Here is a 24355-nt window from a genome sequence, read left to right on the forward strand (position 1 = left end):
ATCACTCCTCACCCTGGGCGGGCTCGGCGAGCGCCTTCTCACGGTCGTACAGGGCGTCGATCAGGTCCCATCCGCCAACCAGGCCACGGGCGTTCATCTCGCTCCGCATGACCTCCCGGAACCGGCGCTTCGACGGTGGCGGATCGGTCGCGTACAGCTCGGCTGCGAGCATCGCCAGGGCCGTGCGCCGATCGTCGTCGGGGGGTGTGCCGGGACCGTGACCGTCACGCGTGCCGGACGTCGCGCCGGGGAGGGCCAAACCCCCCGTGCCACCAGCGGTTTCGCCATCGGTCACACCCCCCGCGAGGAGCGCCTCCAACGCCCGGTCCGAGACGAGCGTGGGGAGCGGGGTAGGACGGCCGGTCACAGCATCGGTCACGGGGTGCCGGTCGATGATCTCGGCGTGGGATTCCAGTGCCTCGTAGGTGGTGACGGTGGCTTCCGCTTCCGCCTTCCGGGTGTGCTTGACGATGTCGGCGGCAGCCTTCGTCTCGTCGGCCCGTGCCGCAGCGATCGCCCGGGAGACGGCGATCCGGTCACGGGTGGTGGCGCGGGTGCGGTCGATGGCGGCTTGGGCGCGGGCGCTGATCCGGGTGCGGTCGCGGTCGATCGCCATGACGAGGGTCGTCTTGGCGAGGGCGGGGATCAGGGCGCCGACCACGGCCGCGAGGGCGTCGCCGGCGAGAGAGCCGTGCACGGCCAGGACCGCGACGGTCAAGGGCAGGAACACCCACCCGATGACCTTCGGGAGTCGGGCGTTGGAGCCCTGTCGACGGTGCGCGGTCTCCTGCGCCAGGGCGTACAGCCATACAGCGTCATAGAGGACGGCGACGCTGTACGCGAACGCGGGGTGGGCGGTGGCGGTGAGGATGTCGCCGATGGCGGCGACGGCCCACACGACGGCGACGGCGGTGAGGGCGGTGGGCAGTGCCCAGGGGGCCGCCTTCTTGAGGGTGGTCACTGGGGGTCCTCTCGGAACGTGGCGTACTCGCCGGGCGGGTATACGAAGGCGGCCAGGGCGCCCTCGGCGGCCACCGCGGCGGCCCCGATGACGGAGGCGGCAGCAGCGCCGGCGGTGGTGTGGTCGGCGAGCGTGTCGGCGGCCAGGGCGCACACCTGGGTGGCGCGGCGGGCGAGGGCGGGGGATCCGTCGGGGTCGGTCGTCTGGGTGACGACGGCGTCTCGGATGCGGTCTCGTAAGCTCACTGCTCGCCCACCTCCGGGCGGGGCAGAGCGCGGCACTTCTCCGCGTGGCTCTGTGCCCACTGGCGGGCGTCGCGGTCGGCGGCTTCCGGGTCGCGGACCTTGTCGTCGAAGGTCATGCGCTTGACGACTCGCCAGTGGCTGAACTCCTCGGCCGCCGGGCACCCGGTGCAGGCGGCGCGCGTCAGGTTTCGGGTCTCGCCGATCCCGTCGTCCGTGGGGATGTAGCGGTCCCCGTGGGTCAGGTCAACGGTGGCGCCTGCGACGGTGAGATAGCGGGCGATGACTCCGGGTTCCCAGGGTTCGGCGCCCGGCGTGCGGGCGGCCGTGTTGTCAGTGTTCATGGATTGCCTCCGGGGCGGCGGCGCGTACGGCGAGGTGCGCGCACAGGTTGACGCCGTGCTGGTCGCCCGTCCGGTGGGCGGTGACCATGTCGGCGAGGATCGTGTGGACGTCGGGTGTCGGCCGGGCCGACCGGGCGGCCGCGCGGATGGCGGCCACCTCGGTCGGGCGGCGTACGTGGGAGGGGTGGCTCACTCGCCGTCCTCCGGGCGGATCGGGTCGGTGTCCTTCTGTCCGCACCAGTCGCACCAGGTGGTCACTGGCCACCTCCGTCGAGGAGCACGGCCAGGCGGTCCGCGAACTCACGCAACCGGTCGGCGTGCGCGTCGAGGCTGGCGGCCAGGTCGTACAGGCCGGCGGGGGTGAAGTCGCTGGTGTAGTCGGCCTGTTCGAGGAAGGCGCACACGGCGCGCTGCTCGGGCAGGGTCGCGTACGGCGACTCGGTGACCATGAGGCGGAAGAGCTCGGCGCCCTGGTAGGTGAGGACGGTCTCCGTCGAGTAGTGCGTCAGGTCGGAGCGGTAGGTGCCGGGCCGGTGGTCGGCATGTCCGCGGCACCAGGACGGCTCCGGCAGGGTGACGTCGCCGTGGTCTGCGGTGGCCAGCGTGATCGTGCGGGGCTCGCTGCTCACTGGCCTTCACCCCCGTACCGGGCGGGGTCGCAGATGACGCAGACGTGTTCGGCGCTGCCGTCGCGGCAGTTGTCGATGCAGCGGCGGCAGAACGGGGTCGCGGCGTAGCGGGCGTGGCCGTCGTGCCGGACGTCGGTGGAGTCGAACGGCTGGCGGCAGCGGCCGCACCGGTTCTCGGCGCGGGAGAGCTGCTCGGGGCGGGTGCGGGGGACGTTCATCCAGGGGAAGGGCCGGGTGCGGTCGGCGGCGTGGAAGACGCGGAGGGCGGCGCTCTCGGGGGCGTCGGGCAGCGGGTAGACGCGTCCGCCGTCCAGGGAGGCCAGGAGCCGGGTGGCGTGGTGCTCGCAGCCGTGGGCGCCGGCGTTCGTGGAGTCGAGGACGGTCACGACGACCGGGCCGCCGCAGGGGGTGGGGTCCTCGGGGTGCGTGGCCGGGCAACGGGGCAGGTCACCGCCAGGGGTACTCACGATCTGGGTACCCTTCCCGTCCTCGACACCGAGGGCGCGCAGCAGCAGGCGGAGCGCCTCACGGGTGGCGCCGAACGCCTCCGGGTAGGAGAAGCCGTCACGGCTGCTGTCGCCGTAGTCGGCGAGCAGCGTCCGGGCAACCCGGACAGCGGTCTCCAGCTCGCTGTTACTGGCGGCGAGCGCGTGGATGCTGGGAGAGGCCTCGGGCAGGGCGCCCACCACACGGGTGGGCGCCTTACCGGCCGCGGGCTTGCGGCTCATCGGTCACCGCCGGCCTGCTCGGCAAGCTCACGGATCCGGCGGGGCGCGTCGAGGGCGGTCGTACGGATGACGTGCGGGTCGGTGCCCTTGCGCAGGCTCTCCGCCAACAGGTCGAAGAGGTAGCCGTAGCCGTCGCCCGCCTCGATACGGGCGTACTCGATTGCGCTGTACGCCCGCAGGCGGTCGGCGATGGCGGCCCGCATGGTCTGGGCGAACGTGCTGTCAGCCGGGGTGCGCACGATCTTGCAGATGTTCGGCACGATCTCGGCGACGGCATCGCACATCTCATCGAGCGTGGCGGCCGGGTCGGCCGTCTTGAGGGCCTCGACGTACGCGCACCGGGCGATGTAGACCGCCGCGGCGAGAAGGCTGATGCGCTGCTCGTCGGGCGTCTGGTCGACGACCTGATGCACGGCAGGCTTGGCGGGCGGGGTGTCCGTGGCCATCTGGGGGAAGCAGTGGAGGGTGAAGGCTGCGAGGCCGATCAGGAGCGACATCAGACCGCCACCCCCGCCAGCAGCTCGAAGCGGGCGGCGACAACCTTGTCCTTCGGCCGGTACGTGGCCAGACGGGCCGCGAAGGTGCGGGCGGTGAACAGCTTCACCTGGACGGTCTTACGGACGCGCGCCTTCAGCTTGATGCGGGTCTCGCGGACGTCGTCGGCGACGAGGCCCCGGGAGAACGCGGGGGCGAAGCGCTTGGCGGTGGCGTCGTCCAGGCCGGCGGCGACGAGGCGGGTACGGACGGGCTGCGGGGTGCCGGTGGCGACGGCGCGAACGGCGCGGCGGGTGGCGCGGGTTTCGGCCGTGCGGCGGCGGAGGGTGGCGCGAAGGGCACGGCGCGTCGCGCGGTGCTCGCGGCGGATGGCAGACTTCTGCATCAGCTGGACTCCTGTTGCGTCAGGTTGATCCGGTCAGGCCCTGGGTTGGAGCTGCGAACTCCGCTCAGGGCCGCTTTGCGCTTACCGGGTCATTCGGTGAAGCGCTCATGCCTATACTATGACGCGTGACCCTATTTAGCAAGCCGGTTGGCTACGCCCGAATCAGCAAAGATCGGACAGGCGAAGAACTTGGGGTGCAGCGGCAGACCGAGGACATCCAAGCCCTCGCCCAGCAGCGCGGCCTCAGCATTCGCGAGCACTTCGTGGACAACGACATCAGCGCCACTCGGGGCCGACACCGCCCCCAGTACGCCGCACTCATGGCCGCGGTCGACCGCGGAGAAGTTGACGCCGTCCTGGTCTGGTCCCTCTCCCGACTGTGGCGCAACCGGGCCGAACGCGCAGCTGGCATCGAGAAGTTGCGCCAGCATGGCGTGTCCGTCCTGTGCGCCAAGGGCCCGGACCTGGACCTGTCGACTGCCGCCGGCCGTCTCCTCGCGGGCCTACTCGGTGAGGTCGACACTCACGAGGTGGAGCAGAAGTCGGAGAGGGAGCAGCGAGCCATGCGTCAACGAGTTGAGCAGGGCAAGCCGCCGGGCGGACCCCGCTGTTACGGGTATGTCACCTCGGGCGTGGAGACTGTGCCCGACGAGGCCGACGACGTCCGCCGCATGTTCGACGACCTCTTGGCCGGGGCCAGCCTCTCCGGCATCGCTGCAGAGCTGAACAAGCGGGAGCGCCCGAACCGTAACGGCGAGCCGTGGACCCACAACGCCGTGCGGAATCTGCTCCTCAACGAGCGGTACGCGGCGCTGCGCGAGTACCGCGGGGAGCTGTACCCGGGCGCGTGGCCGGCCATCGTCGATGAGGCCACATGGCGCGCGGCGAAGCACGTCCTGGAGGACGACGAGCGGGTCACCAGTCCGGGGCCCGGCCGACGGTGGCTATTGTCTGGGATCGCACGGTGCGGGGTGTGTGACGACGACACCACGGTCACGTCAGGGTCTGGGGGCGGTTCGAGAGGCAAGCCAGGATCCACGCGGCCGCTGTACCGATGCCGCCGGACCAAGCATCTGGCACGCGGCACGGAGCCGATTGACCTGGTCGTCGAGGACTACGTCGTGCGGCGACTGTCTCGGGAAGACGCGGTTGATCTCCTCGCCGACACCGAAGCGCCGGACATGGCGGAGCTGCGCGCGAAGGCGGTCGGACTGCGGGCTCGGCTGAAGTCTCTGGCGGCTGAGTTCGCGGACGACGACGACGCGGACGCCTCGGAGTTCCGGGAAGCTACGCGCCGGATCAGGGAGCGGCTGGCAGAGGTCGAGGAGAAGATGACGCATCCGCAGCGCGCGCGAGTGCTGGTGGATTTGGTGACGGCGGAGGACCCGAGGCAGGCGTGGGAGGACCTCTCATTGGACCGGCAGCGCGCCGTTGTCGAGACGTTGGCCAGGGTGACGATCTTGCCGGGACGTCCGGGGCGGCGCCCGTTCGATCCGGCCACAGTACGGATCGAGCCGCTGCAGGGTATGGGGTAGGCCATGCCTCCCGGAGACGACGAAAGCCCGCCCGGGCGATCGGGCGGGCTTTGCGCTGCGAATCCGTCAGACGGCGGCCTCAAGCGTCCGGGCGTCCTGGGCGCGTACGCGGGCGGCAGCCGTGCCGTAGAACACCTGGCGCACGCCGTTCGGCAGCCACGTCTTGCCGCGCGCCGTTGTGACGCCCTCTGCGTTCAGCGTGCGGGCGATCTCCGACCAGCCAGCACCCGCGCGGCGGCCGGTCACGATTCGGCGCACCACGTCGTCCGACAGCTCGGTCGGGCGGCCGACGTGGACGCCCTGGGCGCGGCGCTCGGCCATGCCTTCGGATGTGCGGATGCCGATCAGCTTGCGTTCCAGCTCAGCGAACACCCCGCTCACTTGCGCCATGGCTACGCCTTGCGGCGTTGTGAGGTCGATGCCGCCGTCTGCGGCGGCCATGGTCCAGCCCTGGGTCTGTGCCTGCTCGACCATTCCGGAGAGGTAGTGGACGCTGCGCACGAGACGGTCGAGCTTCGCGACGAGGAGCACGGAGGCCGGGCCTGCGGCGAGCGCGGCGAGCGCGGCAGAGAGTCCGTCCCGTTTCTCGGGGGCGGTCTTCCCGCTCACGCCGGCGTCCTCGTGCCAGGCGACGATCTCAAGGCCGCGCGCTTTGGCGGCGGCTGTGATGGCGGTGCGCTGGGCGTCGAGGGATGCGCCGGTCTCCGCCTGCTCCGCGGTTGAGACGCGGAGGTAGGCGACTGCGTAGTTGCTCACACGATTGACGGTACGCCGACGACGGCGCGGCTTGCTTTCTCCGGTAGCCATACCCCTGATTTTATCAAAGGGACCCCTTTTATTCAGAGGCTTGGTTCAGCCACCAGTCATCGGGGTCGTCGGCCTCTCGCCCCGCAGCCTCCCGCTGCATCTGCCGCATCTGCTCCCACTTCTCAATGCCTTCGTTCTGTTTCCGCATGCGGCGCCCCTCGCGGGCCATCTTCTCCGCCAGCGGCTCATCCTCCGGATGCGGGCCAATCTCCAGATCGTCGGCGAGCCGAGCGGCCAGCAGCCTCGGCCCTGGCTCCCCACCGGCGCGCCCCTTCACACCAGGCGCGAGCCACCCCTCCTTTCGCGCGCGGGCGAGCCACGTCCTCACGGTCTCCTCGGGTCTGCCGAACTGCTCGGCGATTCGGGCCAGAGGCCGCGCCGGCTTCCCCTCGGCCGTCTCCGCCAGGTAGGCCTCCGCAAGTTGCCGCAGCTGATCTTCCGTGACGCGTGGCCTCCCGCCGCGGCGCCGAGTCTCGACCTTCGCGGGTTCGGTCCGTGTTGCGCCGGCACCCTCTCGCCGGGCCCGGTCCAGAGTGAGCAGCGTCTGGAGTGAGCCGACGATCCGACCAACGGGGACACGGTTCACCATCGACGCGGTCACGGCCCCTTCGGAAGCCGGGGACCGGACTTCAAGGCTGAGGAGTCGTACGACGTCTCCGTCGAGGCGAGCCTGACCACTCACGGCCCACTCGTCTCCTGAGTAGGAGAACCGACGGGTGCCGGTCGTCAGCTCACTGTCGGTGGGGTCCTCGATGGTGAGGCGCAGTCCTGAATACGCGGCTTCTGCTGCGTCCAGGAGATCATCTGTCGGTGCTGGCATGCCCTCAGGGTCCCGAGATGGTGATTTGAAGTCAACCAAGAGGCCCCATCAAATCACCACGTCAAGCCGTCTTTCACCATCTTCTAGGTTGGCTTGACTCCCTGTGGACCTTGCTAGAAGATGGTGATGTGAAGGTGATTGAGCGGGTCAGAACCCGCATTCACGTGCATTCCTCGCTGCCCAAACCGGCCGAGCGCCGGGCGCTCCGAGAAGCCGCAGGCCTCACTCAGCGGGAACTCGCGGACACCATGGGCGTCGACCGGACGACGGTCGCCCACTGGGAATCCGGGCGACACACCCCGAACGGAAAACTCCTCGACGCGTACGTCGACGCGCTGCGCACCCTCCAGGAGGCCGTCTGATGGCTGTCTCCGAGCGGGACCGCGAGGCGATCCGCCGCTACGCCCATGCGCTTGCCGACCAGGCCCCGCCTCTTACTCAGTCGCAGCGTGACCGGCTTCGTGCCCTGCTCCGCCGTGAGCGGCCCGAGCCGCACCGCAGGGCGGCATAGAAGCGACCCCTCGCGTATGCGCCGGTGTTACGAGCACCAGCGACCGCGAGGGGCCTCGACGCAGAACCCGTCCAACGACGAACCCCGGGCCTCATCGCTCGCCAGCGAACCCGGGGTCACGTCCACACAGAAAGGCACCACGTGGTCGCCATGATGCCAGACGGCGCCGACACCGACGAGTGGCACAAGCACGGCCGATATCCCGTTGTGCCGGACAACCCATTCGGCCTGACGCGCGCCGAGCTGCACGCCGAGATTGACCGGCTGCTCGATGCTGGCTGGATGCCGTGGGAGCTACAGAAGCGGTTCGGGCGCGGCTCCTTGGCGGTGGCCGCGTGAACGTCGACATCCCACTGTGGTTCGCCGCCCAGGACATCCACGTCTTCCCGTACCGGCCCGACGACAACAAGCCCTACGGCAACTGCAAGCGATGCGCCCCCACCCTGCGGGATGGGAAGACAACCAACCCCGACTACATCCCGCATGATCCGCGAGACTGCCGCTGCATCGCAAGTGGTGGCCGCTGCCACGCGCTGCACGCGGCCACCACCAACCCGGACCTCATCCGCAAGTGGTGGGAGGAAACCCCCGACGCCAACGCGGGCGCCCACTGCGGCCGCTCAAACATCGTCGGGATCGACCTCGACGCGCACGGCCACGAGCCACCTGAGGACGGGGTGTTCATCCGCGGCGAACGCGTTGACCCGGCCGGGATCACTGACGGCCTGGACGTGTTCGCAGCCCTGTGCGAACTGCGGGGCAGGTGCCTGCCGTGGATCGAGCATCCGACGCTGGCGGTCCTCACGAAGTCCGGCGGGATCCAAGCCTGGTTCCGTGTCACCAGCGGATACGAGTGGCGCGGCGGCGACTCGGTCGGGCACGGATTCGGATGGCAAGCCGACTTCAAGGCCGGCGACCAGTCAATGACGCTGCCCGGCACCGTCACCCGCAAGGGCGCGTATCGGGCGCTTGGCGATGCGCGGTCTATCGCGCCGCTCCCGACCTGGCTGCGTACGGAGTTGGAGCGTATCGGCCGGTGGGTCGACCCGAACCCGCCGCGGTTCGTGGCACCTCCGGCGCCGCTCAAGGACCTGTCCCGGTACACGACCCGGGCTCTTGAGCGTGAGCTCGGGGACCTGGCCGCCGCGCAGCCCGGCGCGCTGCACGACGCCGTCCGCGACTGCTCGTACAACATCGGCCAGCTGGTCGGCGCGGGCCTCATCGACCGTGACGCCGCGCGCCAAGCGATCACCGCAGCAGCAGCGCAAGCCGGAGTCAGTCCCGAAGAGCGGAAAGCCCAGAGCACAATTCGTGACGGCCTCAATGCCGGAATGCGGTCGCCTCGGAAGATCGGAGAAGCCGCGTGACCACCGTATTCGATCCGGCTACGACCGCCGCACAGCTCACCGAACATCTCGACGGGCGCCCGCGCTGCCCGCACCACGACCAGGTGCTGCCGTGCCAGCACATGGCGTGCCGCCCGCCCGACGAGCCGGAGCCCGAACACGACCCCGCTGACGAGACCGACGAGACCGACGAACAGGGCAAGGACGACAAGCCCGAGTCGGAGCTGGCGCGCAAGCTCGCCACGCTGAAGACGCCAGACGACATCTGGAAGCACCCACACATGCGGTACATCGAGAAGGTCGCCAAGTCGGTCGGCGTGAAGCGCGAAGGCGTGTTCGTCAGGCTCGGCAACCGGGCCGCAGTCCTGGCCGGCCCGAACGTCTGCGGCTCCATCAACGAGCGAGGCACGTTCCCGCTCACCACGATCAACGTGATGGTGGGGCGCTCCGGTGCCGGATCGAACGTCACCGCGCGCGCCGTGGACCGGGCCCTGCCCGTCCCCAAGAAGCTTCTGAGCGCCCCGCCGACGGTGGAGGCCGCCGACCAGGTCAACGAACTCGACTGGGGGTACAAGACGCTGAAGCCTGCCACCGGTTCGGCCCTGCTTGCGAACATGCAGCGTCTCGTCCCGGTGACGCAGGAGGAGGATGCCGCGCCGATCATCGCGTACCTGCCGCGCGTGGAGTTGAACTACACCGAGGGCGAGACGCTGCTCGGCACGATGAGCAAGTCGAAGTCGTCCGGTTCGCAGGGCGCTGCGATCGCCCCGTACATCCTCGATGGGTACTTCGGTGACGCGCTCCAGTACGACATCACCAAGTCGGAGGAGCGCGCACCGATCCCGGCCCGCGTGTACACCATGGCGACGAACGCCTATTTTCAGGTCGAGTTCATCGGCACCGTGATGGGGCAGACGACAGGCTTCGTCCAGCGCGCCAACTTCGTCCCGCTCATGAAGGAGCGCGGCGACGAGGAGCGCATCGCGGCAGCCCGTGAACTCATCAACGGCGGCACGGTCTCTCCGGAGGAGCGCGCGCGGCTACTGGCCAGCCTCGGCGAGCAGCCCAAGCATCCCGGTCCGTTCAAGGGTGCGGCAGAGTTCCTGACGCAGGTGTCAGGGGCGCGCTCGACCCGGAAAAAGATGATGCGGATGTGCCGCACGATGGCCGAGGAGATCGCGCTGATCCAGGCGGGCATCGACGAGGGCCTCGCCCAGGACGACCCGGAGTCCAGCCACAAGGCCGTGGCCATGTACCGGATCGCGGCGCAGTCGGCACTGCTGCGCTATTCGCATGACATCAACGAGGACGACTGGGAGATCGCGAAGGAGTTCTCCCGGTTGGACCAGCAGACCCGCGAGGTGTGCCGCGAGTGGGGTGAGCTGATCCGGCAGAAGGACGACGCGGAGGACAACGCAAAGACTGCGCGCCGGACGCGAACCGCTGAGGATCAGCGGGCTTTCCAGCGGGGCGAGCACACGAGCGTGGCGAAGAAGGTCGGGCGTGTGCTTCGTGAGTACGTGCGGGAAGAGCCGCGCACGGGCAAGCAGATGGCCGACCGGATCGCGAAGGAAGACGTGGCCTACTGGTCGCTCATCAGCGGCGGCGGCACGAAGACAACGCTGCGGGATGCGGCCCTTCGGTGGGCGCGAATCGCCAAGGTCGGGACTCGATACATGCTGCCACCCGAGAGCTGATTTCAGTAACTCTCTGTACACCACGACGCTTTCGATTTGAGAGTGCGGGTGGTTCGGGTGGTTCGGGTGGTCGCACCACCCGAACCCGCACCCCCGTACCCCCACTAAATAAGACAAAAAAGACGCAAATTTCGTAGTGGCTTTCCAACAGCCACCCGTAAAACCGCAGGTCAAAAGAGCGAGATGCCCGATTCGGAGAGCGGCAGGCACCACCCGAACCACCCGAACCACCCGCAGTTTTCCACCCGCACTTTCCATCACGCTCCGTATGCCACCGAAGGAACTACGAACAATGCCCAACCCGAATGCGACCGACTACGGCTCCTACTACTGGTGCGCGATCCTCGCCGACACCAAGCGCACCGAGGTGTACGTCATGGCCGACAAGGCCACCACCGACGGCGGGACCCTCACCTTCTGGCAGCAGCGCGAGGACAAGCCGGATCAGCCGACCGTCGCCTTCGCGCCCGGCAAGTGGCTCGCGTTCTACGCCGCTTCCTGCATGGACGGTCACGCCGTCGCGGTCGAGCACTGGCCCGGCCAGATCGCCAAGTAACCCCACCACCCGACACCTCCCGCCCCTGAACGGAGACCCCATGACCAACCTGAACCCCGCCACGCCCCGCAACCTGTTCTCCACGGCGATCGGCCCGCACGGCGTACAGCACATCGACGCCAGAGTGAACGGCCCCGCCATCGACATGACCCTCGTCGGCGCGTTCCTCCGCGACCAGAAAGCCGTATGGCGCCTACGCGCCGCACCACCCGCCGCAACCGAACTGTTCACCGCCATGCGCAACGGCACCTTCTACGGCGGCTACTACGACTCGGACTCCGCCCTCGTGTTCCGGCCCGAACACGACGGCGTCCCGGTCGGGATCCTCGCCCGCGTCGACGGCCTGGACGGCGACGAACCCCGCCCGGACCGCACCTTTGATCTGACGCTCGACATGTGGGCCCAGCTCGGCGCGGAGCTGCTGCGCCTGGTCCCTGCGGTCGGCGAGGGCGAGGAACTCCCGTACGAGGACTTCCACCTGTGCTCGGCGTGTGATCGTCCGGTGTTCGACTCCGAGCCGACCATGTTGGTCGGCGCGTCTGGAGTCCTCGCGATGGTGTGTGCGTGGTGTGCGTCGGGGGAGTCCGCGCAGCTGGCTGACGCACTGGACAAGGCCGGCGTCGCGCCGGGCACGTCGGCCGCGATCCGTGAAGTTCTCGCCGTGGTGGCCGCCGTATGACCAGCCACGTCGAGCAGCAGATAGCGGCACGCATTGCCCAGGCCCGCGCCCGGGTTCAGCGCGCGTACGACGAGGATATCCAGCCGCTGGCCAGGCACGGCGGCAACCGTAGGCCGGACGGGAGCCAAGGTAATCAGATTACCTTGACGAAGCAGCGCGGTGGTTCCCGCGACTACGTGATCGCCCGCCTCGAACGCGACGACCCGCCGCTCGCGCAGCGCGTGAAGCGCGGCGAGGTCACCGCCACCGCCGCGGCCCGCCAGAAGGGCAGCGCCCCGCAGCTCGGCGCCCGACACCCGGGCGAGTCCGGCCCGTTCGGCGAGTACGGCGCCGGCGAGGACGACGAGCCCGACGACGACGGCCAGGACGACGAGCAGCACGACCACACTGAGGAGAGGACCAACCCGTGACCGAGGCTTACGGCGCTAGCGCCGTAAAACGCGCTCGGCGTACGAAAGCCGAGATAGAAGCCTTCCGCACCAACATCTTCGACATCGTCGCCGAACACCAGCCCTGCTCCGGACGCCAGATCTACTACCGCGCCGTTGTCGCAGCGCTCATCGACAAGGACACCGCTGGCAGCCGCAAGAACGAAGCAAAGATCGGCCGCGCCCTCAACGACATGCGCGAAGCCTTCATCGACTGCGACACACTCCACGACACCGCCGCCCTGGCCCGTCTCATCGAGGCGATGGAACTCGGCGACATCGACGACTACACCCTCAAGTGCGAGGTCTACCGGCATCTCGGCGTCATGCCCATGTGGTGGATCAGCGACGACACCCGCGCCCGGCACCACAACTCCGGATACCGCGACAAGGACGACGCCCTCAGCGAGTGGCACGACCAGTACCGGCGCGACCTGTGGCAGACGCAGAAGTGCCGTGTGGAGGTGTGGTGCGAGAGCAGCTCGCTGGGCGCCGTGCTGCTCGGCGTGTGCAAGGAGTACGGGGTGGACCTGTACCCGTGTCGGGGGCAGGCGGGGAAGGGCTTCCTGTGGGATGCGGCCCAGAAATACCCCGAATTCGGTAAGCCCGTCGTGGCCTTGTACGTGGGCGACTTCGACCCGGCCGGCCTCGACATTGGTACGTCGGTCGAGCAGCGCCTGCGCCGGTACCTGCCGCGCGGTAAGAGCGTCGACTTCCGGTTCCGGCGGATAGGCGTCACGGCCGAGCAGGTGCGAGACATGCGGCTCCCTGGGCATGGCCTCAACCCGAACATCTCGGCGGCCCAGCGGAGTCGGTTCTTCGGTGTCTGCGACGAGCACGGCATTCCGAGAGAGGCCGTGGAGGCTGAGGCGATGGCGCCGGCGGTGGTGCGTCGGCTCCTCGCCGATGCGATCCGTGAGTACATCGACCCGGTGCAGTGGGAGTTGGAGCAGATGGTGGAGGCCTCCGAGAAGCGCGATATCTGGAGTTGGCGCACAGACAGCCGTGCGTCGTGACCGCGACGTATGACGGCCGCCCGGGACCTATCCGGGCGGCCACCACCAGCATCTCAGAGGAGAACCCCGTGACCCCCATCGAGGCCGTGGTCGCCGAACTCGACCGCATCACCCAACTCCCTGCCGTCCAGGACCAGGAAGGCGGGGCCGACACTTTCGCCGTCGGTGCCCGCTGGACTCTCCGCATGATCCGCGAAGCCATCGAGCGTGGCGCGCCCGCACCCCCGGTCGTCCGGGACCGGCCGCAACTCGAACTCGTCCAGACCACCCACTGACCCATCTCGGCCCGGTCGTCGCCGCGGCGGCCGGGCCTGTAATCGATCACTAACGCGCGAAGGAAGGAACACCCCGATGACCGCAGGTTCGATGGGTACGCCGGATGACGGCGCTTCGATGGGTCGGCGGCGCTGTACGGCCCGTCGTACGGATGGTGAGCCGTGTGGTAACCGGCCGTTGAAGGGGCAGATGGTGTGCAAGTTCCACGGTGGTAATGCTCCGCAGGCGAAGGCGGCGGCAGCGCGTCGGCGGGTGGAGGTGGAGGCGCGCCAGGTGCTTGCCGAGTTGGGGGTGTCTCCGGTCGGTGATCCGCTGGAGGCCCTGCTCAGGCTCGCGGGTCAGGTTCTTGCCTGGCAGGAGGCGACGGCTGCGCTGGTGAACCGGCTCGACAGTGTCCGTTACGCGGGTGCCAATGGCGCCGAGCAGTTGCGTGCCGAAGTCCAGTTGTACGAGCGGGCGATGGATCGGGCGATTCAGGTGTTGTCGGCGATCGCGCGTCTGGGTATCGATGAGCGGCTTGTGGCGGTGACGGAGAAGCAGGCGGATGCTGTTGTTGGGGCGATCAATGCTGCGTTGGAGGCGGCGGGCGTGAGTGGGGATCAGGCGGAGCGGGCGCGGCGTGCGGCTGCACGGCATTTGAGGAGCGTGGACTGATGGATGGTCTGAAGCGGGCGGCGGATTGGCTGGAGTCCGGCCGGCCGGGCGAGCGGGATCTTGCTGCGGAGCAGGTCCGGTATGGAGAGATGTTGTGGAATCTGGACGGCACCCGTGCGTACGAGCGGCAGACCGAGGACGTCTACGAACTGGCCCTCGTCACCGGCGAGTCCGCGCTGGTCTACCGCGTGACCGGCTTGGAAGGCGCGTGTCTGCGGTGAGGGCGTTTGGGGTGGCGGCGGGCTGGTTGGAGGAGGGCACGCCGGAGGCTCGCGGGTTGGGGGCCGAGATCTTTGCGCTGCTCGAGGTGTTCGACGAGGAGGAGTTCGCTGAGGTGGCCGAGGCGCTGGCTACGGGCGTGTGGCGGGAGCGGTGGTGAAGTTCAAATGGCCGACGGTGCTGTTGGGTACGCCTTCGTTCGTGCGTGCCGCTGAGCTGCCGCTGAGGTGCACTGTGGACCCGGAGGCTTACCACCGGCCTGGCACGGCGCCGGAGGATGCCGAGCGGCTGTGTGAGGGGTGTCCGTACTTGCTGGCGTGCCGGGTGTACGGGTTGCGGCACGTGGAGTTGTCCGGTGTTTGGGGAGGTACGACGCAGGGGGAGCGGGAGAGGTTGCGGCGTGCGGCCGGGGCGGCGGCGTAGGTGGTGGTGAGGCCCGGCCCCGGGAGACTGGGGCCGGGCCGTTTTTGTACCCGGTGAACGCAATCGACCTTTCCCTATTCTACGGCCTTTTTGCAGGTCAGGCGGGTAGAATGAAGAGGGAATTGCACTCTGGGGGGAATTGAATACTGACTGGTGATTCAGTGGCTGCATGGGAGACGCAGATGGTCACACAGGTGGAGATCGACGCGGCCGAGGCTGCGGTCGAGCAGGCGGAGACCGCGCTCGACGTGGCGGAGGCGCATCACTCGGGCGCCGGGTCTGAGCGCAGTGTGCAGGAACTCCGGCTCGCACAGTCGGTCGCGAACGGTGCTCGTGACCGGGTGCGTCAGCTGAGGGCGGCGTGGGCGCGTGAGCGGGCGGCGGAGGCGCGCCGTGCGGAGGCTGAGGAGAACTTCCCCGAGAAGCGGCGGGGGGCGCTCACACGGCAGCTCGGCGACGCCAGGGATGAGGCCGCGCACGCGCTCGCCAGTCTGGAGAGGGCGGCGGTGGAGGCGATGGCGGCGGTGGCCGCGTACGGCGCGGCGGTGCGGGAGGCGTCGGGCGAGCTGATGGCTGCGGGCCTGCGGGCCGGCGAGGGCGGCCCGGACGGCGGCGGTGTGGATGGGAGCGTTCACCTCGGCGGCGAGCAGTGGCGGGGGGCGGAACCTGGCAGCGTGGTGGCCGCGGTGATGCAGAGCGTGGTGGCCGCGTACGACGGGCGGCATCCGCTCGCGCAGCTGCGGTGGGCGCAGTTGGGTGGCCTCGTCGAGACGCAGGCGAGGGCGGAGTTGCTGGCGCGGGCGGCCGGGCGGTGAGCGGGTCCTACGCCGAGGAGTACGGCGCCGGTGGCCCGGACGACGATGGTGTGGCGGCGCAGGCCTGGGCGATGGCGGGACGCCTCGACAGCGCCCGGGAGACGTACGTGAAGGAGTCCCGGGAGAAGCGCACCGGCCCGGTCCTGAAGGCGCTCCTGGCGGCGCTGAACGGTCCTGCGGGCCGGTGACGTTGAAGCCCCCGGCCCGGCCTGTCACGGCCGCGCTCGGGGGCTCCTCGCCTACTTGCCGATCTGCCACTCCACCGGCTCATCCAAATCCCCCGGCGAGTACAACACCCGCTCCGCCCGGCCGAACCCCTTCGGTACCTCGAAGAAGATGTTGCCGCGCACGCAGTCTCCGCCCTTGACCTTCGCGTCCATCGGATACGCCGGCGGCGGCAACTCGCTCCCCGTCATGTGGAAGGGCTCCAGCCGCGATCCGTCCTCGTAGGCCAGGGACCACGTGAACGGGGCCACTGTGATGGGCTGCTCGCCTTCGTTGCATACCTTGACCTCGATGAGGGCCAGCTTCTGCCCGTCCTGGAACAGTCCCACCGGGCTTCTGAGGCCCTTGTCCTTGTGGGCGAGTACGGCGGCGGAGAACTTGTTGCCGCCCGCGTCGATGTCGACCTTGTCGCCGAGCTTCAGCGTCTCCTGGCTAGGCGAGGGGGACGGGCTTGCCTTCTTGCTGCTGGCTGACGGTGTGCTGGCCGCTTTGACGACAGTCGGGGCCGGGCCGCTGTCGGAGGAGCCGGAGACGACGACACCTGCGGTGACGATGCCTGCGATGAGTACGGCTGCTGTGCTGATGATGATCGTGTTCGTGTGGTTGCGCTTCGGTGGCTGCGGTGCCGGTGGTGTGGCAGGCGCGGGTGGCGGTGTGGTGTCGCTCATGGTCCCCCCAAGGGCGTGCGTGGTGGAGACCCGCATCATCCGGTGTGCGCGGGCTGTGTGGGGGGCATGTGTCCGGGCTGTGACCCTGACGGGTGGTGGGTCGGCCCCGGGCGGGCGCGGTCGGCCGGGGCGCACTGGTCAGGTGGGGGCGCTGTCCTCACCTCGGCGGGGCGGTCCTCGCCCGCGCCCAGGGCGGACCTCCCGCACCTCGTTAGACATCCCACGAGGTAGATGCCGCCCGCCCGCGCCCGGGGCTCGACCCAGACATTTTGCGGTGGCAGATCTGCCACCAATGCCGCCCGCCCGCGTGGGGCGTCCGGGGAGCATGACCTCCTTTACGTCGGTCATGCCGCCCGCGCTCGGGGCGGACCCTCCCCCACCAGCCGTGCTACGACTCCAGCAGGCGGGCATGGAGCGGCCCCGGTCGGCGACGGGGGACACCGGCCAGGGCCGTCGAACCCGCCCCGCCAGAGCTCTTTTGGAGTCTCCAGCGGGACGGGCGTTCAGCGGGGGCTGGGCAGGCGCCCCACGCGCGTGGCTCCTCCGCAGTCCTCGCACGTGACGACGACGGCGCCCTGATAGATCACCGCGTAGGTGTTGCTGCGGCGGCATTCACGGCACGGGGTCCGGCTGAACTGCTGCCCGGCCCGAGCGAATGCCTCGCTGACCTGTGAGGCCTGCATGGCTCAGGCGGCGCTGACGGCGGCCGCCTGAGCCAGCTCGTCGTCGGTGGCCATGAGCTCGTCGAACTCGCCGTCCTTGATGCCCTGGCAGAACTTGGTGAACTCGGCGCGGGTGAAGCCCAGGACGGGGCTGTCGGGGAACTTGTCGTCGCTGATCTCGATCATCCGCGTGCCGTCGGGGACGTGCGGGTGGGGGTGTTCCTTCGCGTCGGGGGCGGCGGCCACGATGACGCAGTCCTTGAGGATGGGGTCCAGGTCGGTCCGGCTGGCCTTGCGCCAGTCGCGTCCCGGCGCGTTGCTGTTCTCGTACGCCTTGACCGTCCGGCCGTTGGTGATGGTTCCCACGGGCGTGCCTCTCTGGTAGTCCTGCGGCTGGGGCCCGGCCCCGCACTCGACCTGTCCAGGCTTTGGGGGTGCGGGAGCCGGGGTCTTGCGACCCCTCCCGCTGCGGCTTGCGGTCCGCGGGCGGGAGGGGCGTTCATGGGGTGCGACCGTGACCCGGTGGTCGCCGCGGGGTGTGTCAGGCAGGCGTCCGCGCCGGCACCAGAGCGGGGACCGAAGTGGTCACGGCCGCCGCATACACGGCGAGGCCGACGCGGCCTTCATGGCGTCGGCGCGGTGAGCTGCTCGTAGTGGTCACAGAGGGCGTTCAGGGCGCGGGCCAGACGACGCGCGTGCCCGATGGGCCCGTTGTAGCGGGGGCTCGGCTCGGCCCGGAGCCTTATGCGGGCCTCCCCGAGACAGCCGAGGACGCAGTACCGGCGAATACTGTCCCTGCCCAGCTTGCGGGCCGCCGCCTCGAGTTCGGGGATGAGTAGCCGCAGGTGCCCGCGCAACACCTCCGTCAGCGTGTCCAGGTCGGCGCCGGAGGGCGGCTTGATGGCCGGCGCGCCTTCGGGGTCGAGGAGCACGTCGACGGACTCGCGCATCGTCGCCAGGTCCACGGGCGCGGTGGTGCTGGCGTTGTCCACGGCGGCGTTCACCGGCCCACCGCCGGACGGTGGCGCGGGCACTGGCACGGCGGGTACTTCGTGTCCAGCTGGACAGGCAGCGGCGTGCAGCAGGGCGACACGGTGCGGGTGCCGCGGTCGTCGGTGACGGTGCCGTGGCGGTCCACGGTGTACACGCGGATCGTCATCCCGCCGCCCTCTGTGCGCGGCCGGGGCGGGGCTGTACGGTGCGCCATGTCGACTCCTTACCAGTCGGCCTGCCCCGGGACCGTGACAGCGGTCGCCGGGGTGTTGACGATCTGGCCAGGATCTTGTGACGCAGGGTGGTGGTTCGATCCCCTACCGGTAATCTCACGGTGGGATGGCTTTCATTCCGTTCGTGGATACCGGGGGCCGCATCGTGGGAACCGCGCTGGAGCCGATCGAACTGCCCGGCTGGGCATGGGAACGTGCCGACGTCCGCCAGGCCCTGCGCGCGCGGGACATGGGCGCCGTTTTCCGGTACGTGCAGCAGTACGCCGGCGCGAGCCAGGCCCGTATCGGGGTGGCCACGGGGATGACGCAGGCCCGCGTCAACGAGGTCATCAACGGGCGCCGCGAGGTATCCCGGCTCGACGTGTACGAGCGGATCGCTGACGGCCTGCACATGCCCGACGATGCCCGTCACCTGCTCGGCCTGGCCGCGGGCCGTGAGAAGCGGTCGGGCGGGGCGGCGTTCGATCTTGCCGCGTTTCCGGAAGTCGTGCGCGTGTACGCGACGCAGAGCTCTGCGGCCGCCGAGATTCAGCAGCAGGCCCGCGAGGCCACGGAGTTGGATGTGCTGGCGGTGCGGGGGCTCGGCCTGATCGGGTTGAACGACAGCCTGCTCCGCGCCTGTCTGCCGCGCGAACAGGGCGGCAAAGGGCTTCGGGTGCGGGTGGCTCTCCTCGACCCGGACAGCGATGCCCTGGCCCGGCGGGCGGCCGAGATCGGGGAGTCCCATGAGTCCCTCGCGTCCGGGGTGCGCCTGGCGGAGGCCCGGTTACGGGAGTTGGCCGCGGCGGGTGACGTCGGCGTGTGGCGGTACCGGATGCTGCCGACGTGGCGGCTCATCCGCACGGACTCCACGATGTTCGTTGGCGCCTTCGACGCGGGTTGGGAGGGCCACGAGAGCGCGTTGTACAAGGTGATGGAGACACCGCACGGCCCCTTGTACCGGGGGTTCCGGCGGATGTTCGAGGCGGTCATCGACGGCGCGCAGCGCACGGTCTGACGAGGAGAGGGGAACGCGGGTGATCGAGGCGGAGTTGAAGGCGCGCGTCCAGGCGCCGGAGCAGGTAATGCGGCTGCTCGACGAGCGGGCCACGGCCCGGGTTGAGGTGTACCGGGACACGTACTACGACCGGCCTGACGGGTCGCTGGAGAAGGCCGACGAGGAGCTGCGCGTACGTACGGTGCACGGCGCCGACGGCACTCGTACGGTCCTCACCTATAAGGGGGCCGCGGTCGATGAGGCGTCCGGGTCGAAGCCGGAGCACGAGACCCGTGTCGAGGATGCCGACCAGGCGCACGCGATCCTCCGCGGTCTGGGGCATGTGGTGCTGATCGCGTTCGAGAAGCGGTGCCGCAACTACAACTTCACCGCGTACGGCCGGCGGATGCTTGCCACGCTCGTGCGGGTGCCGGAGATCGACGGGACGTTCCTGGAGGTCGAGACCCTCGTCGACGAGGACGACGTCACCGCGGCCCTGGACGACATCCGCGCCGTCCTCGCCGGGCTGGGTATCGGTGCGGACGATCTGACTCGGGAGACGTACACGGGCGCCGTGGCTGCGCAGCGCCGCTGACGTTTCGCTCCCTCGGTGCCCGGCTGGGCAGTAGCGTGTGCCCACTCGAATCTGGGGGGGGGCTTGGTGAGCAAGGGAAACGGCGGGGCGGTCGACGCTGGGGTGTTCGTCGCGGCGCTGGTGCTGCTGTTCGTGAGCATCATGAAGGATTGGCCGGTCGTCCCATGGCTGTGCCTGGTCGTCCTGATCGGTGTGATGGTGACGACGGCCGCGCGCCGGCAGCAGGCGGGCGGGGCGACGCCATCGGATGGGGAGCGGCCGTGGCGCCGAGGGCCGAGGTAGGCGCGCGCCAGGCATGGTGAAGGCCCCCGTCCTCGAGGTCCAAGGACGGGGGGCCTTGTGCTACTTCTGCGCCTGCTCGCGTGCCACCTGCTCCGCGATGGTGACTGGCGGCGGGGCTGGCGTCGGCCGGTGTGCCAGGGCTTCGCGGAGGGTGGTGGGTGCGTCGTCGCGGTGGACGGTGCGGACGCGGACGGTGCGGGTGTGCTGCTCGGCCATGGTGTGCCCTTCAGCTGGTTGCTCACCTTTCGGCTTCCAGCATACCTTCCAGCATCACTTCCGGTATGCTTTCCAGCATCATTCTAGTGATGTGGGAGGAGCCCGCATGGGCATCAACGAGATGACCGACCAGGAGTACAAGGTCATGGAGAACCGGCTCCGCCGCGCAGCCGACCGACAAGGTCTCCGGCTGGAGAAATCCCGGGCGCGGGACCCGCGAGCGATCACCTACGGCACATACATGATCATCGATGCGAACACGACCGCGCTCGTCGCCGGAGATAGCACGAACGGCTACGGCCTCACGCTGGACGAGGTCGAGGAGTACCTGACGGGCGACCGCGACTGACCCGGGCACGGACACAGCGAAGCCCCTCAGGCGTCCGTCACAGTCGCTTGAGGGGCTTTGTGCTGCACGCTACCGGCAGGGTCTGACAGCGGGCTCCGCAGAGCAGGGAGGGAGGCCTTACAGGGGAGGCTGAACCCCTGTTTGCAGGGTCCTGGAGGGCCTCGCAAGCCGCCTCCCTAGCCTCCCTAACCCGTCGTTTCCGCAGGTCATGCACAGGGAGGCAGGTGGGGGAGGAGGTGAGGGAGAACTCCCTCAGATGTCGTCGGCTCCCTCGTCGTCGATGTCGTCGGCGAGGCGCTGCAGGATGGCGTCCTGGACGCGGTCGCGGGACACGACCATCCGCCCGCCGGACTTGTACTGCTCGGCGTCGAACGGCTCCAACGCCTTCTTCAGATCCGCTGGCGACCACTCGCGGTAGGCGTCCGGGCGGCGCTCGGCGAGCCGGTGCAGGACCTCCTGTACGAGCATGCGCGGCTCGTCGCCGAGGACCGCGGCAACGTCGGCAAGCGGGTCGACCGGCTCGAACGTCGGCCCGTCCTCGGGGCCGGTGCCCTCGTACAGGCCCATGGCCCGCTCGACGACCGGCGTCACCTCGTCGGACTTCTCATCCTTGCGGACGTAGTGGGAGCGGATCACCTCGAACGGCTTGTTCGTGAAGCCCACGGTCACGGCCGTGCCGATGTCCTCCCCGGGAATCAGGGTGGTCGCGGTGATGCCGGCCTTGTGCCTGCCGGAGCCGAGGAGACCATCGTTGGCGACGTGGTCACCGACGGCGAACGCCACCCGGTGCGAGGTGTTGCGGGTGACGTCGCGCGGCAGGCTGTCCGCGGTCGGGGACACGGTCACCCAGATCAACGTGATGCCGACCTTGCGTGCCTTCTTCATCACCTTCACCGCGAGCTCGGCGGCCTCCTTGCCGTACTCCTTGTGCATGAACAGCTCGTGGCACTCGTCGAACACGACAACCTTCGGCCGCATCCGCGGGTCCCGCGCGGCGAGTTCGCGGGTCAGCTTGGTGTTCTCACCGCCGAGGGCCTCCAGCAGCTTGCCGCGTTCGGTGACGTCGTCCCGCAGACCGCGCAGAGCGTCCAGGGCGGCTTTGATCTGCTCGTCTTCGTCGCCCTTGACCAGCACCCGCAGGCGCGGCTTCAGCGGGTCATAGTCGACGTTGTACGCCATCACGTACGCCTCAACCTCGACGAGCGGGTCAAGGATCGCACCGAGGAGCAGGGCGATGACCAGCGACGACTTACCCGAGCCCATGATGCCGCCAACCATCCAGTTCGCCGCCATCAGCTTCCCCACAATCGGCTCGCCGCGCTGGGAGACGGCGACGGGCACGCCCTTGAAGTAGTCCGTGGTGCCCTCGGCGAGGAGCGGCCACGGCGGCACGGGACCGGACAGGGAGCCTTGGTCGGCCACCCACAGGTCGAGGACACCGGGCAGCTTCGGCGGTTCCGTCGGCCACACCTCGACCGGCTTCCTGAGGAGGTTGTGCGCCAGGACCGGCTTCTTCCCGGCGACCATCTCGACGGTGACACCCAACGGCAGCTGCAGCTGCGTGTGCCACCCGTTCCCGGACCGGGTCGTGGGCTGCACCCAGCGCGGCTTCCAGCCTTCCTTGATGGCCTTGTTGAGCTGCGGAATCGACAGGTTCTCCAGGGCGCGGAGGATGGCGTTCTCGTCGGGGACGACGTCCCGCTCCTCGCCCTGCTCGGGCAGTGCCCACGTGGGTGCGGTCTTCTGGCCGCGGCCGACCGCCCATGCGCCGGCCAGGGCCAGCCAGGGCAGCGCGTACAGCAGCGGCTCCCAGATGACGCCGGCGATGAACGCAACCCAGCCGACGAACTCAATCACCGCGTTCAGCGGGGTGAGGACGTCGTGCACGTCGTGACTGGCCCAGGCCATCAGGATGCCCAGCATCAGCAGCACCCCGGCCGCGCTCCCCGCCGCGGAGGCGATGGCTTTCGGGGCATTCAGCGCCAGCTGCAGCAGGTCCATGCGCCGCTTGTGCCTGGCAAAGCGATACGCGTAGGCCCGCTGCTCCCACTTGGTGACCATCTCCTCGTTCCCGGCGGCCTCAGCGATGCGCATCATCCGGTGGTGCATGGCCGTGGTGCGGGCCTCCCACGTGCGGCGGGCGAGGATGCGGGTCCCGCCCCACAGGTAGGAGCCGTGGCGGACGGTGAAGCGGTAGGCGGGGTGTTGGCGGGTGTCGACGAACACGCGGCGCAGGGAGTCGATGCGTACGCGGCGGCGGTTGTGCGGCTTGTCCTCGGCGGCGGTCGGCTTCTCGGCGGTCGGCTCGGGCGTGAACTTGAGTAGGGACACGGCCGGTTCGGTGTGCCCGTTGATCGGTTTTACGGGGGCGTCGGTCATGCTGGTGTTCCTGTCTCCCTGGGTGGGGTGATGGGCCCGGGGATGGCCGTTGACTTGGCGGTTTGGGGCCGTCCCCGGGGCGCTCTACTTCTTGGTCTTGCGCTGGAGGGCCTGGCGCTCGATGCGCTCCACGCGGCGCTGCAGGTCGGACAGGTCGACGTTGGGGCCGGCCACGCCGCGCTTCGCCATACGGGCGATCAGGGCGGCGACGCGCACCTTCTCGCCGGTGGTGAAGTCGGCGAAGCGCAGGTCGTCGGCCATCAGAGCGTGGCCTTCTCGCGGATGTCCCAGACGAGACCGAGGTCATCAACCTCGAGCACGATGCCGCAGCAGCCGCACGTGTGGACGCGGTGGCCGCGCTTGTCGGCGGGCGTGCTGGTCATCTCGTCGTCGCAGCAGACGGGTACACCGTCCTCGATCTCCATTCCGGGGGTCAGCGTCATGCCGTAGATCGTCGGTTCCGAGTAGCACATTGGGGTCTCCTACTTGGTGTTGGGGCGGATCGGACGGCCTGTCCGGCCCCACCGCCCGACTCACTTCCTGGCGGGAAGTAAGCGGGACGGAAGGGCAGGTCAGCGCTTCTTCTGCATGTCGCGCCACATGTCCCGCAGGACGAGGACGACGATCGCGGCGACGCCGCCGAGGATGGCCAGCGCGATGGACGCGAACGCGATGCCGACGCCGCCGACGCATACCGCGCATGCGATGCCGATCCACTCGCCCGTGCTGCGATGGGCCTTGTGGTCGTGCTGGCAGGTGTGCGTCGGCGCCTGTGCCTGCTGCTGGGTGGCGAGCTTGGCGAGTTCCAGCGCGGCCATGGCCAGCTGCACGCCGGCGGTATCGGTCTCGGCGGCGCGCACTGCCGCTTCCGCCTTCTGCAGCGGGTTCTGCTCGGTCATCGCGTCCACCTCCAGCGGGACACGTACGGGCAGGCGAGGACACCGGCGGCGAAGGCGATGGTGACCGGCTGGACGACCGCGGCCAGGACGCTGGCGACCGGGGCGAGCGGCAGTCCGAAGGCGAGCCACAGCAGGGCCAGGACAGCGCCGAACAGGATGGGACGCACCGTTATCACTCCTCACCCTGGGCGGGCTCGGCGAGCGCCTTCTCACGGTCGTACAGGGCGTCGATCAGGTCCCATCCGCCAACCAGGCCACGGGCGTTCATCTCGCTCCGCATGACCTCCCGGAACCGGCGCTTCGACGGTGGCG

39 protein-coding genes are annotated in these 24355 nt (G+C 69.5%); 19 read left to right on the forward strand and 20 right to left on the reverse strand.

Features of this window, described 5'->3' with window-relative positions:
* Position 1 precedes the first annotated feature (1 nt).
* From VFQ05_06560 to VFQ05_06595, 8 genes are all read right to left on the reverse strand, one after another.
* Complete coding sequence (locus tag VFQ05_06560) at positions 2-961, reverse strand: hypothetical protein (GenBank protein ID HET9326411.1); 960 nt, start codon at positions 959-961, stop codon at positions 2-4.
* Positions 958-1206 carry a hypothetical protein gene (locus tag VFQ05_06565; protein ID HET9326412.1) on the reverse strand — a complete coding sequence of 83 codons (249 nt, stop codon included), beginning with the start codon at positions 1204-1206 and terminating at the stop codon, positions 958-960. Before VFQ05_06565 ends, VFQ05_06560 begins: the two co-directional genes overlap by 4 nt.
* Positions 1203-1547 carry a hypothetical protein gene (locus tag VFQ05_06570; GenBank protein ID HET9326413.1) on the reverse strand — a complete coding sequence of 115 codons (345 nt, stop codon included), beginning with the start codon at positions 1545-1547 and terminating at the stop codon, positions 1203-1205. The genes VFQ05_06565 and VFQ05_06570 overlap by 4 nt, the downstream gene beginning before the upstream one ends.
* Positions 1537-1740, reverse strand: coding sequence for a hypothetical protein (locus tag VFQ05_06575; protein HET9326414.1), 204 nt, complete (start codon positions 1738-1740; stop codon positions 1537-1539). Before VFQ05_06575 ends, VFQ05_06570 begins: the two co-directional genes overlap by 11 nt.
* A gap of 61 nt (positions 1741-1801) precedes the next feature.
* Positions 1802-2176: a hypothetical protein gene (locus VFQ05_06580; GenBank protein ID HET9326415.1), complete on the reverse strand. Its 375-nt coding sequence runs from the start codon at positions 2174-2176 to the stop codon at positions 1802-1804.
* The gene (locus VFQ05_06585; protein HET9326416.1) at positions 2173-2904 is read right to left on the reverse strand and encodes a hypothetical protein; all 732 of its coding nucleotides are present in this window, start codon (positions 2902-2904) and stop codon (positions 2173-2175) included. The genes VFQ05_06580 and VFQ05_06585 overlap by 4 nt, the downstream gene beginning before the upstream one ends.
* On the reverse strand, positions 2901-3401 hold the full coding sequence (locus VFQ05_06590) for a hypothetical protein (GenBank protein HET9326417.1): 501 nt from the start codon (positions 3399-3401) through the stop codon (positions 2901-2903). The genes VFQ05_06585 and VFQ05_06590 overlap by 4 nt, the downstream gene beginning before the upstream one ends.
* Positions 3401-3784 carry a hypothetical protein gene (locus VFQ05_06595; protein ID HET9326418.1) on the reverse strand — a complete coding sequence of 128 codons (384 nt, stop codon included), beginning with the start codon at positions 3782-3784 and terminating at the stop codon, positions 3401-3403. Before VFQ05_06595 ends, VFQ05_06590 begins: the two co-directional genes overlap by 1 nt.
* A 125-nt stretch (positions 3785-3909) precedes the next feature.
* On the opposite strand from VFQ05_06595, the gene VFQ05_06600 reads away from it, so the two are divergent.
* Positions 3910-5319, forward strand: a complete 1410-nt coding sequence (locus VFQ05_06600; GenBank protein ID HET9326419.1) for a recombinase family protein — start codon at positions 3910-3912, stop codon at positions 5317-5319.
* A 66-nt stretch (positions 5320-5385) separates the two neighbouring features.
* Here VFQ05_06600 and VFQ05_06605 read toward each other — a convergent pair whose 3' ends face one another.
* Positions 5386-6075 (reverse strand): recombinase family protein, encoded by a 690-nt coding sequence (locus tag VFQ05_06605; GenBank protein ID HET9326420.1) that lies wholly within the window; start codon positions 6073-6075, stop codon positions 5386-5388.
* A gap of 79 nt (positions 6076-6154) precedes the next feature.
* Positions 6155-6985 (reverse strand): hypothetical protein, encoded by an 831-nt coding sequence (locus tag VFQ05_06610; GenBank protein ID HET9326421.1) that lies wholly within the window; start codon positions 6983-6985, stop codon positions 6155-6157.
* 89 nt (positions 6986-7074) lie between these two features.
* Between VFQ05_06610 and VFQ05_06615 the strand changes: the two genes are divergently transcribed.
* From VFQ05_06615 to VFQ05_06680, 14 genes are all read left to right on the forward strand, one after another.
* Positions 7075-7308 (forward strand): helix-turn-helix transcriptional regulator, encoded by a 234-nt coding sequence (locus VFQ05_06615; GenBank protein ID HET9326422.1) that lies wholly within the window; start codon positions 7075-7077, stop codon positions 7306-7308.
* Between the two features lie 290 nt (positions 7309-7598).
* On the forward strand, positions 7599-7796 hold the full coding sequence (locus tag VFQ05_06620) for a hypothetical protein (GenBank protein HET9326423.1): 198 nt from the start codon (positions 7599-7601) through the stop codon (positions 7794-7796).
* On the forward strand, positions 7793-8824 hold the full coding sequence (locus VFQ05_06625) for a bifunctional DNA primase/polymerase (protein ID HET9326424.1): 1032 nt from the start codon (positions 7793-7795) through the stop codon (positions 8822-8824). Before VFQ05_06620 ends, VFQ05_06625 begins: the two co-directional genes overlap by 4 nt.
* Positions 8821-10500, forward strand: coding sequence for a hypothetical protein (locus tag VFQ05_06630; GenBank protein ID HET9326425.1), 1680 nt, complete (start codon positions 8821-8823; stop codon positions 10498-10500). The genes VFQ05_06625 and VFQ05_06630 overlap by 4 nt, the downstream gene beginning before the upstream one ends.
* Before the next feature lie 292 nt (positions 10501-10792).
* Positions 10793-11056, forward strand: coding sequence for a hypothetical protein (locus VFQ05_06635; protein HET9326426.1), 264 nt, complete (start codon positions 10793-10795; stop codon positions 11054-11056).
* Between the two features lie 40 nt (positions 11057-11096).
* Positions 11097-11735, forward strand: coding sequence for a hypothetical protein (locus tag VFQ05_06640; protein HET9326427.1), 639 nt, complete (start codon positions 11097-11099; stop codon positions 11733-11735).
* Positions 11732-12145, forward strand: coding sequence for a hypothetical protein (locus VFQ05_06645; protein HET9326428.1), 414 nt, complete (start codon positions 11732-11734; stop codon positions 12143-12145). The genes VFQ05_06640 and VFQ05_06645 overlap by 4 nt, the downstream gene beginning before the upstream one ends.
* The gene (locus tag VFQ05_06650; protein HET9326429.1) at positions 12142-13179 is read left to right on the forward strand and encodes a hypothetical protein; all 1038 of its coding nucleotides are present in this window, start codon (positions 12142-12144) and stop codon (positions 13177-13179) included. Before VFQ05_06645 ends, VFQ05_06650 begins: the two co-directional genes overlap by 4 nt.
* A gap of 68 nt (positions 13180-13247) precedes the next feature.
* Positions 13248-13454, forward strand: coding sequence for a hypothetical protein (locus tag VFQ05_06655; GenBank protein HET9326430.1), 207 nt, complete (start codon positions 13248-13250; stop codon positions 13452-13454).
* A 118-nt stretch (positions 13455-13572) separates the two neighbouring features.
* Positions 13573-14109, forward strand: coding sequence for an HGGxSTG domain-containing protein (locus VFQ05_06660; protein HET9326431.1), 537 nt, complete (start codon positions 13573-13575; stop codon positions 14107-14109).
* Positions 14109-14330, forward strand: coding sequence for a hypothetical protein (locus tag VFQ05_06665; GenBank protein ID HET9326432.1), 222 nt, complete (start codon positions 14109-14111; stop codon positions 14328-14330). Before VFQ05_06660 ends, VFQ05_06665 begins: the two co-directional genes overlap by 1 nt.
* Positions 14318-14488 (forward strand): hypothetical protein, encoded by a 171-nt coding sequence (locus VFQ05_06670; GenBank protein HET9326433.1) that lies wholly within the window; start codon positions 14318-14320, stop codon positions 14486-14488. Before VFQ05_06665 ends, VFQ05_06670 begins: the two co-directional genes overlap by 13 nt.
* A gap of 445 nt (positions 14489-14933) precedes the next feature.
* Positions 14934-15566, forward strand: a complete 633-nt coding sequence (locus VFQ05_06675) for a hypothetical protein (protein HET9326434.1) — start codon at positions 14934-14936, stop codon at positions 15564-15566.
* Positions 15563-15754 (forward strand): hypothetical protein, encoded by a 192-nt coding sequence (locus VFQ05_06680; protein ID HET9326435.1) that lies wholly within the window; start codon positions 15563-15565, stop codon positions 15752-15754. Before VFQ05_06675 ends, VFQ05_06680 begins: the two co-directional genes overlap by 4 nt.
* Before the next feature lie 51 nt (positions 15755-15805).
* Here VFQ05_06680 and VFQ05_06685 read toward each other — a convergent pair whose 3' ends face one another.
* The 5 genes from VFQ05_06685 to VFQ05_06705 form a co-directional block, all read right to left on the reverse strand.
* Positions 15806-16459: a DUF4352 domain-containing protein gene (locus VFQ05_06685; GenBank protein ID HET9326436.1), complete on the reverse strand. Its 654-nt coding sequence runs from the start codon at positions 16457-16459 to the stop codon at positions 15806-15808.
* 503 nt (positions 16460-16962) lie between these two features.
* Entirely contained in the window at positions 16963-17142 is a 180-nt protein-coding gene (locus VFQ05_06690) for a hypothetical protein (GenBank protein HET9326437.1), read from the reverse strand.
* Positions 17143-17145: 3 nt separating this feature from the next.
* Positions 17146-17487: a DUF397 domain-containing protein gene (locus tag VFQ05_06695; protein ID HET9326438.1), complete on the reverse strand. Its 342-nt coding sequence runs from the start codon at positions 17485-17487 to the stop codon at positions 17146-17148.
* A 257-nt stretch (positions 17488-17744) separates the two neighbouring features.
* Positions 17745-18125 (reverse strand): DUF6415 family natural product biosynthesis protein, encoded by a 381-nt coding sequence (locus tag VFQ05_06700; protein ID HET9326439.1) that lies wholly within the window; start codon positions 18123-18125, stop codon positions 17745-17747.
* Complete coding sequence (locus tag VFQ05_06705; protein ID HET9326440.1) at positions 18122-18328, reverse strand: hypothetical protein; 207 nt, start codon at positions 18326-18328, stop codon at positions 18122-18124. Before VFQ05_06705 ends, VFQ05_06700 begins: the two co-directional genes overlap by 4 nt.
* 125 nt (positions 18329-18453) lie before the next feature.
* Here VFQ05_06705 and VFQ05_06710 point away from each other — a divergent pair, with 125 nt between their 5' ends.
* The 4 genes from VFQ05_06710 (at position 18454) to VFQ05_06725 (ending at position 20765) form a co-directional block, all read left to right on the forward strand.
* Positions 18454-19344: a helix-turn-helix transcriptional regulator gene (locus VFQ05_06710; protein ID HET9326441.1), complete on the forward strand. Its 891-nt coding sequence runs from the start codon at positions 18454-18456 to the stop codon at positions 19342-19344.
* 19 nt (positions 19345-19363) lie between these two features.
* Positions 19364-19918 (forward strand): class IV adenylate cyclase, encoded by a 555-nt coding sequence (gene cyaB, locus VFQ05_06715; protein HET9326442.1) that lies wholly within the window; start codon positions 19364-19366, stop codon positions 19916-19918.
* Positions 19919-19984: 66 nt separating this feature from the next.
* Positions 19985-20200: a hypothetical protein gene (locus VFQ05_06720; GenBank protein ID HET9326443.1), complete on the forward strand. Its 216-nt coding sequence runs from the start codon at positions 19985-19987 to the stop codon at positions 20198-20200.
* 322 nt (positions 20201-20522) lie between these two features.
* Entirely contained in the window at positions 20523-20765 is a 243-nt protein-coding gene (locus VFQ05_06725) for a hypothetical protein (protein HET9326444.1), read from the forward strand.
* Between the two features lie 252 nt (positions 20766-21017).
* On the opposite strand, the gene VFQ05_06730 is transcribed toward VFQ05_06725, so the two are convergent.
* The 5 genes from VFQ05_06730 to VFQ05_06750 all read right to left on the reverse strand — a co-directional run bounded on the left by VFQ05_06730 (position 21018) and on the right by VFQ05_06750 (position 24210).
* Complete coding sequence (locus VFQ05_06730; GenBank protein ID HET9326445.1) at positions 21018-23144, reverse strand: FtsK/SpoIIIE domain-containing protein; 2127 nt, start codon at positions 23142-23144, stop codon at positions 21018-21020.
* A gap of 84 nt (positions 23145-23228) precedes the next feature.
* Positions 23229-23405 (reverse strand): DUF6257 family protein, encoded by a 177-nt coding sequence (locus VFQ05_06735; GenBank protein ID HET9326446.1) that lies wholly within the window; start codon positions 23403-23405, stop codon positions 23229-23231.
* On the reverse strand, positions 23405-23617 hold the full coding sequence (locus VFQ05_06740) for a hypothetical protein (GenBank protein HET9326447.1): 213 nt from the start codon (positions 23615-23617) through the stop codon (positions 23405-23407). The genes VFQ05_06735 and VFQ05_06740 overlap by 1 nt, the downstream gene beginning before the upstream one ends.
* A gap of 99 nt (positions 23618-23716) precedes the next feature.
* Positions 23717-24043: a hypothetical protein gene (locus tag VFQ05_06745; GenBank protein ID HET9326448.1), complete on the reverse strand. Its 327-nt coding sequence runs from the start codon at positions 24041-24043 to the stop codon at positions 23717-23719.
* Positions 24040-24210, reverse strand: a complete 171-nt coding sequence (locus tag VFQ05_06750) for a hypothetical protein (protein ID HET9326449.1) — start codon at positions 24208-24210, stop codon at positions 24040-24042. The genes VFQ05_06745 and VFQ05_06750 overlap by 4 nt, the downstream gene beginning before the upstream one ends.
* Positions 24211-24355: the final 145 nt, after the last annotated feature.

Source organism: Candidatus Eisenbacteria bacterium, from assembly GCA_035712145.1.
Classification (GTDB): domain Bacteria; phylum Eisenbacteria; class RBG-16-71-46; order RBG-16-71-46; family RBG-16-71-46; genus DASTBI01.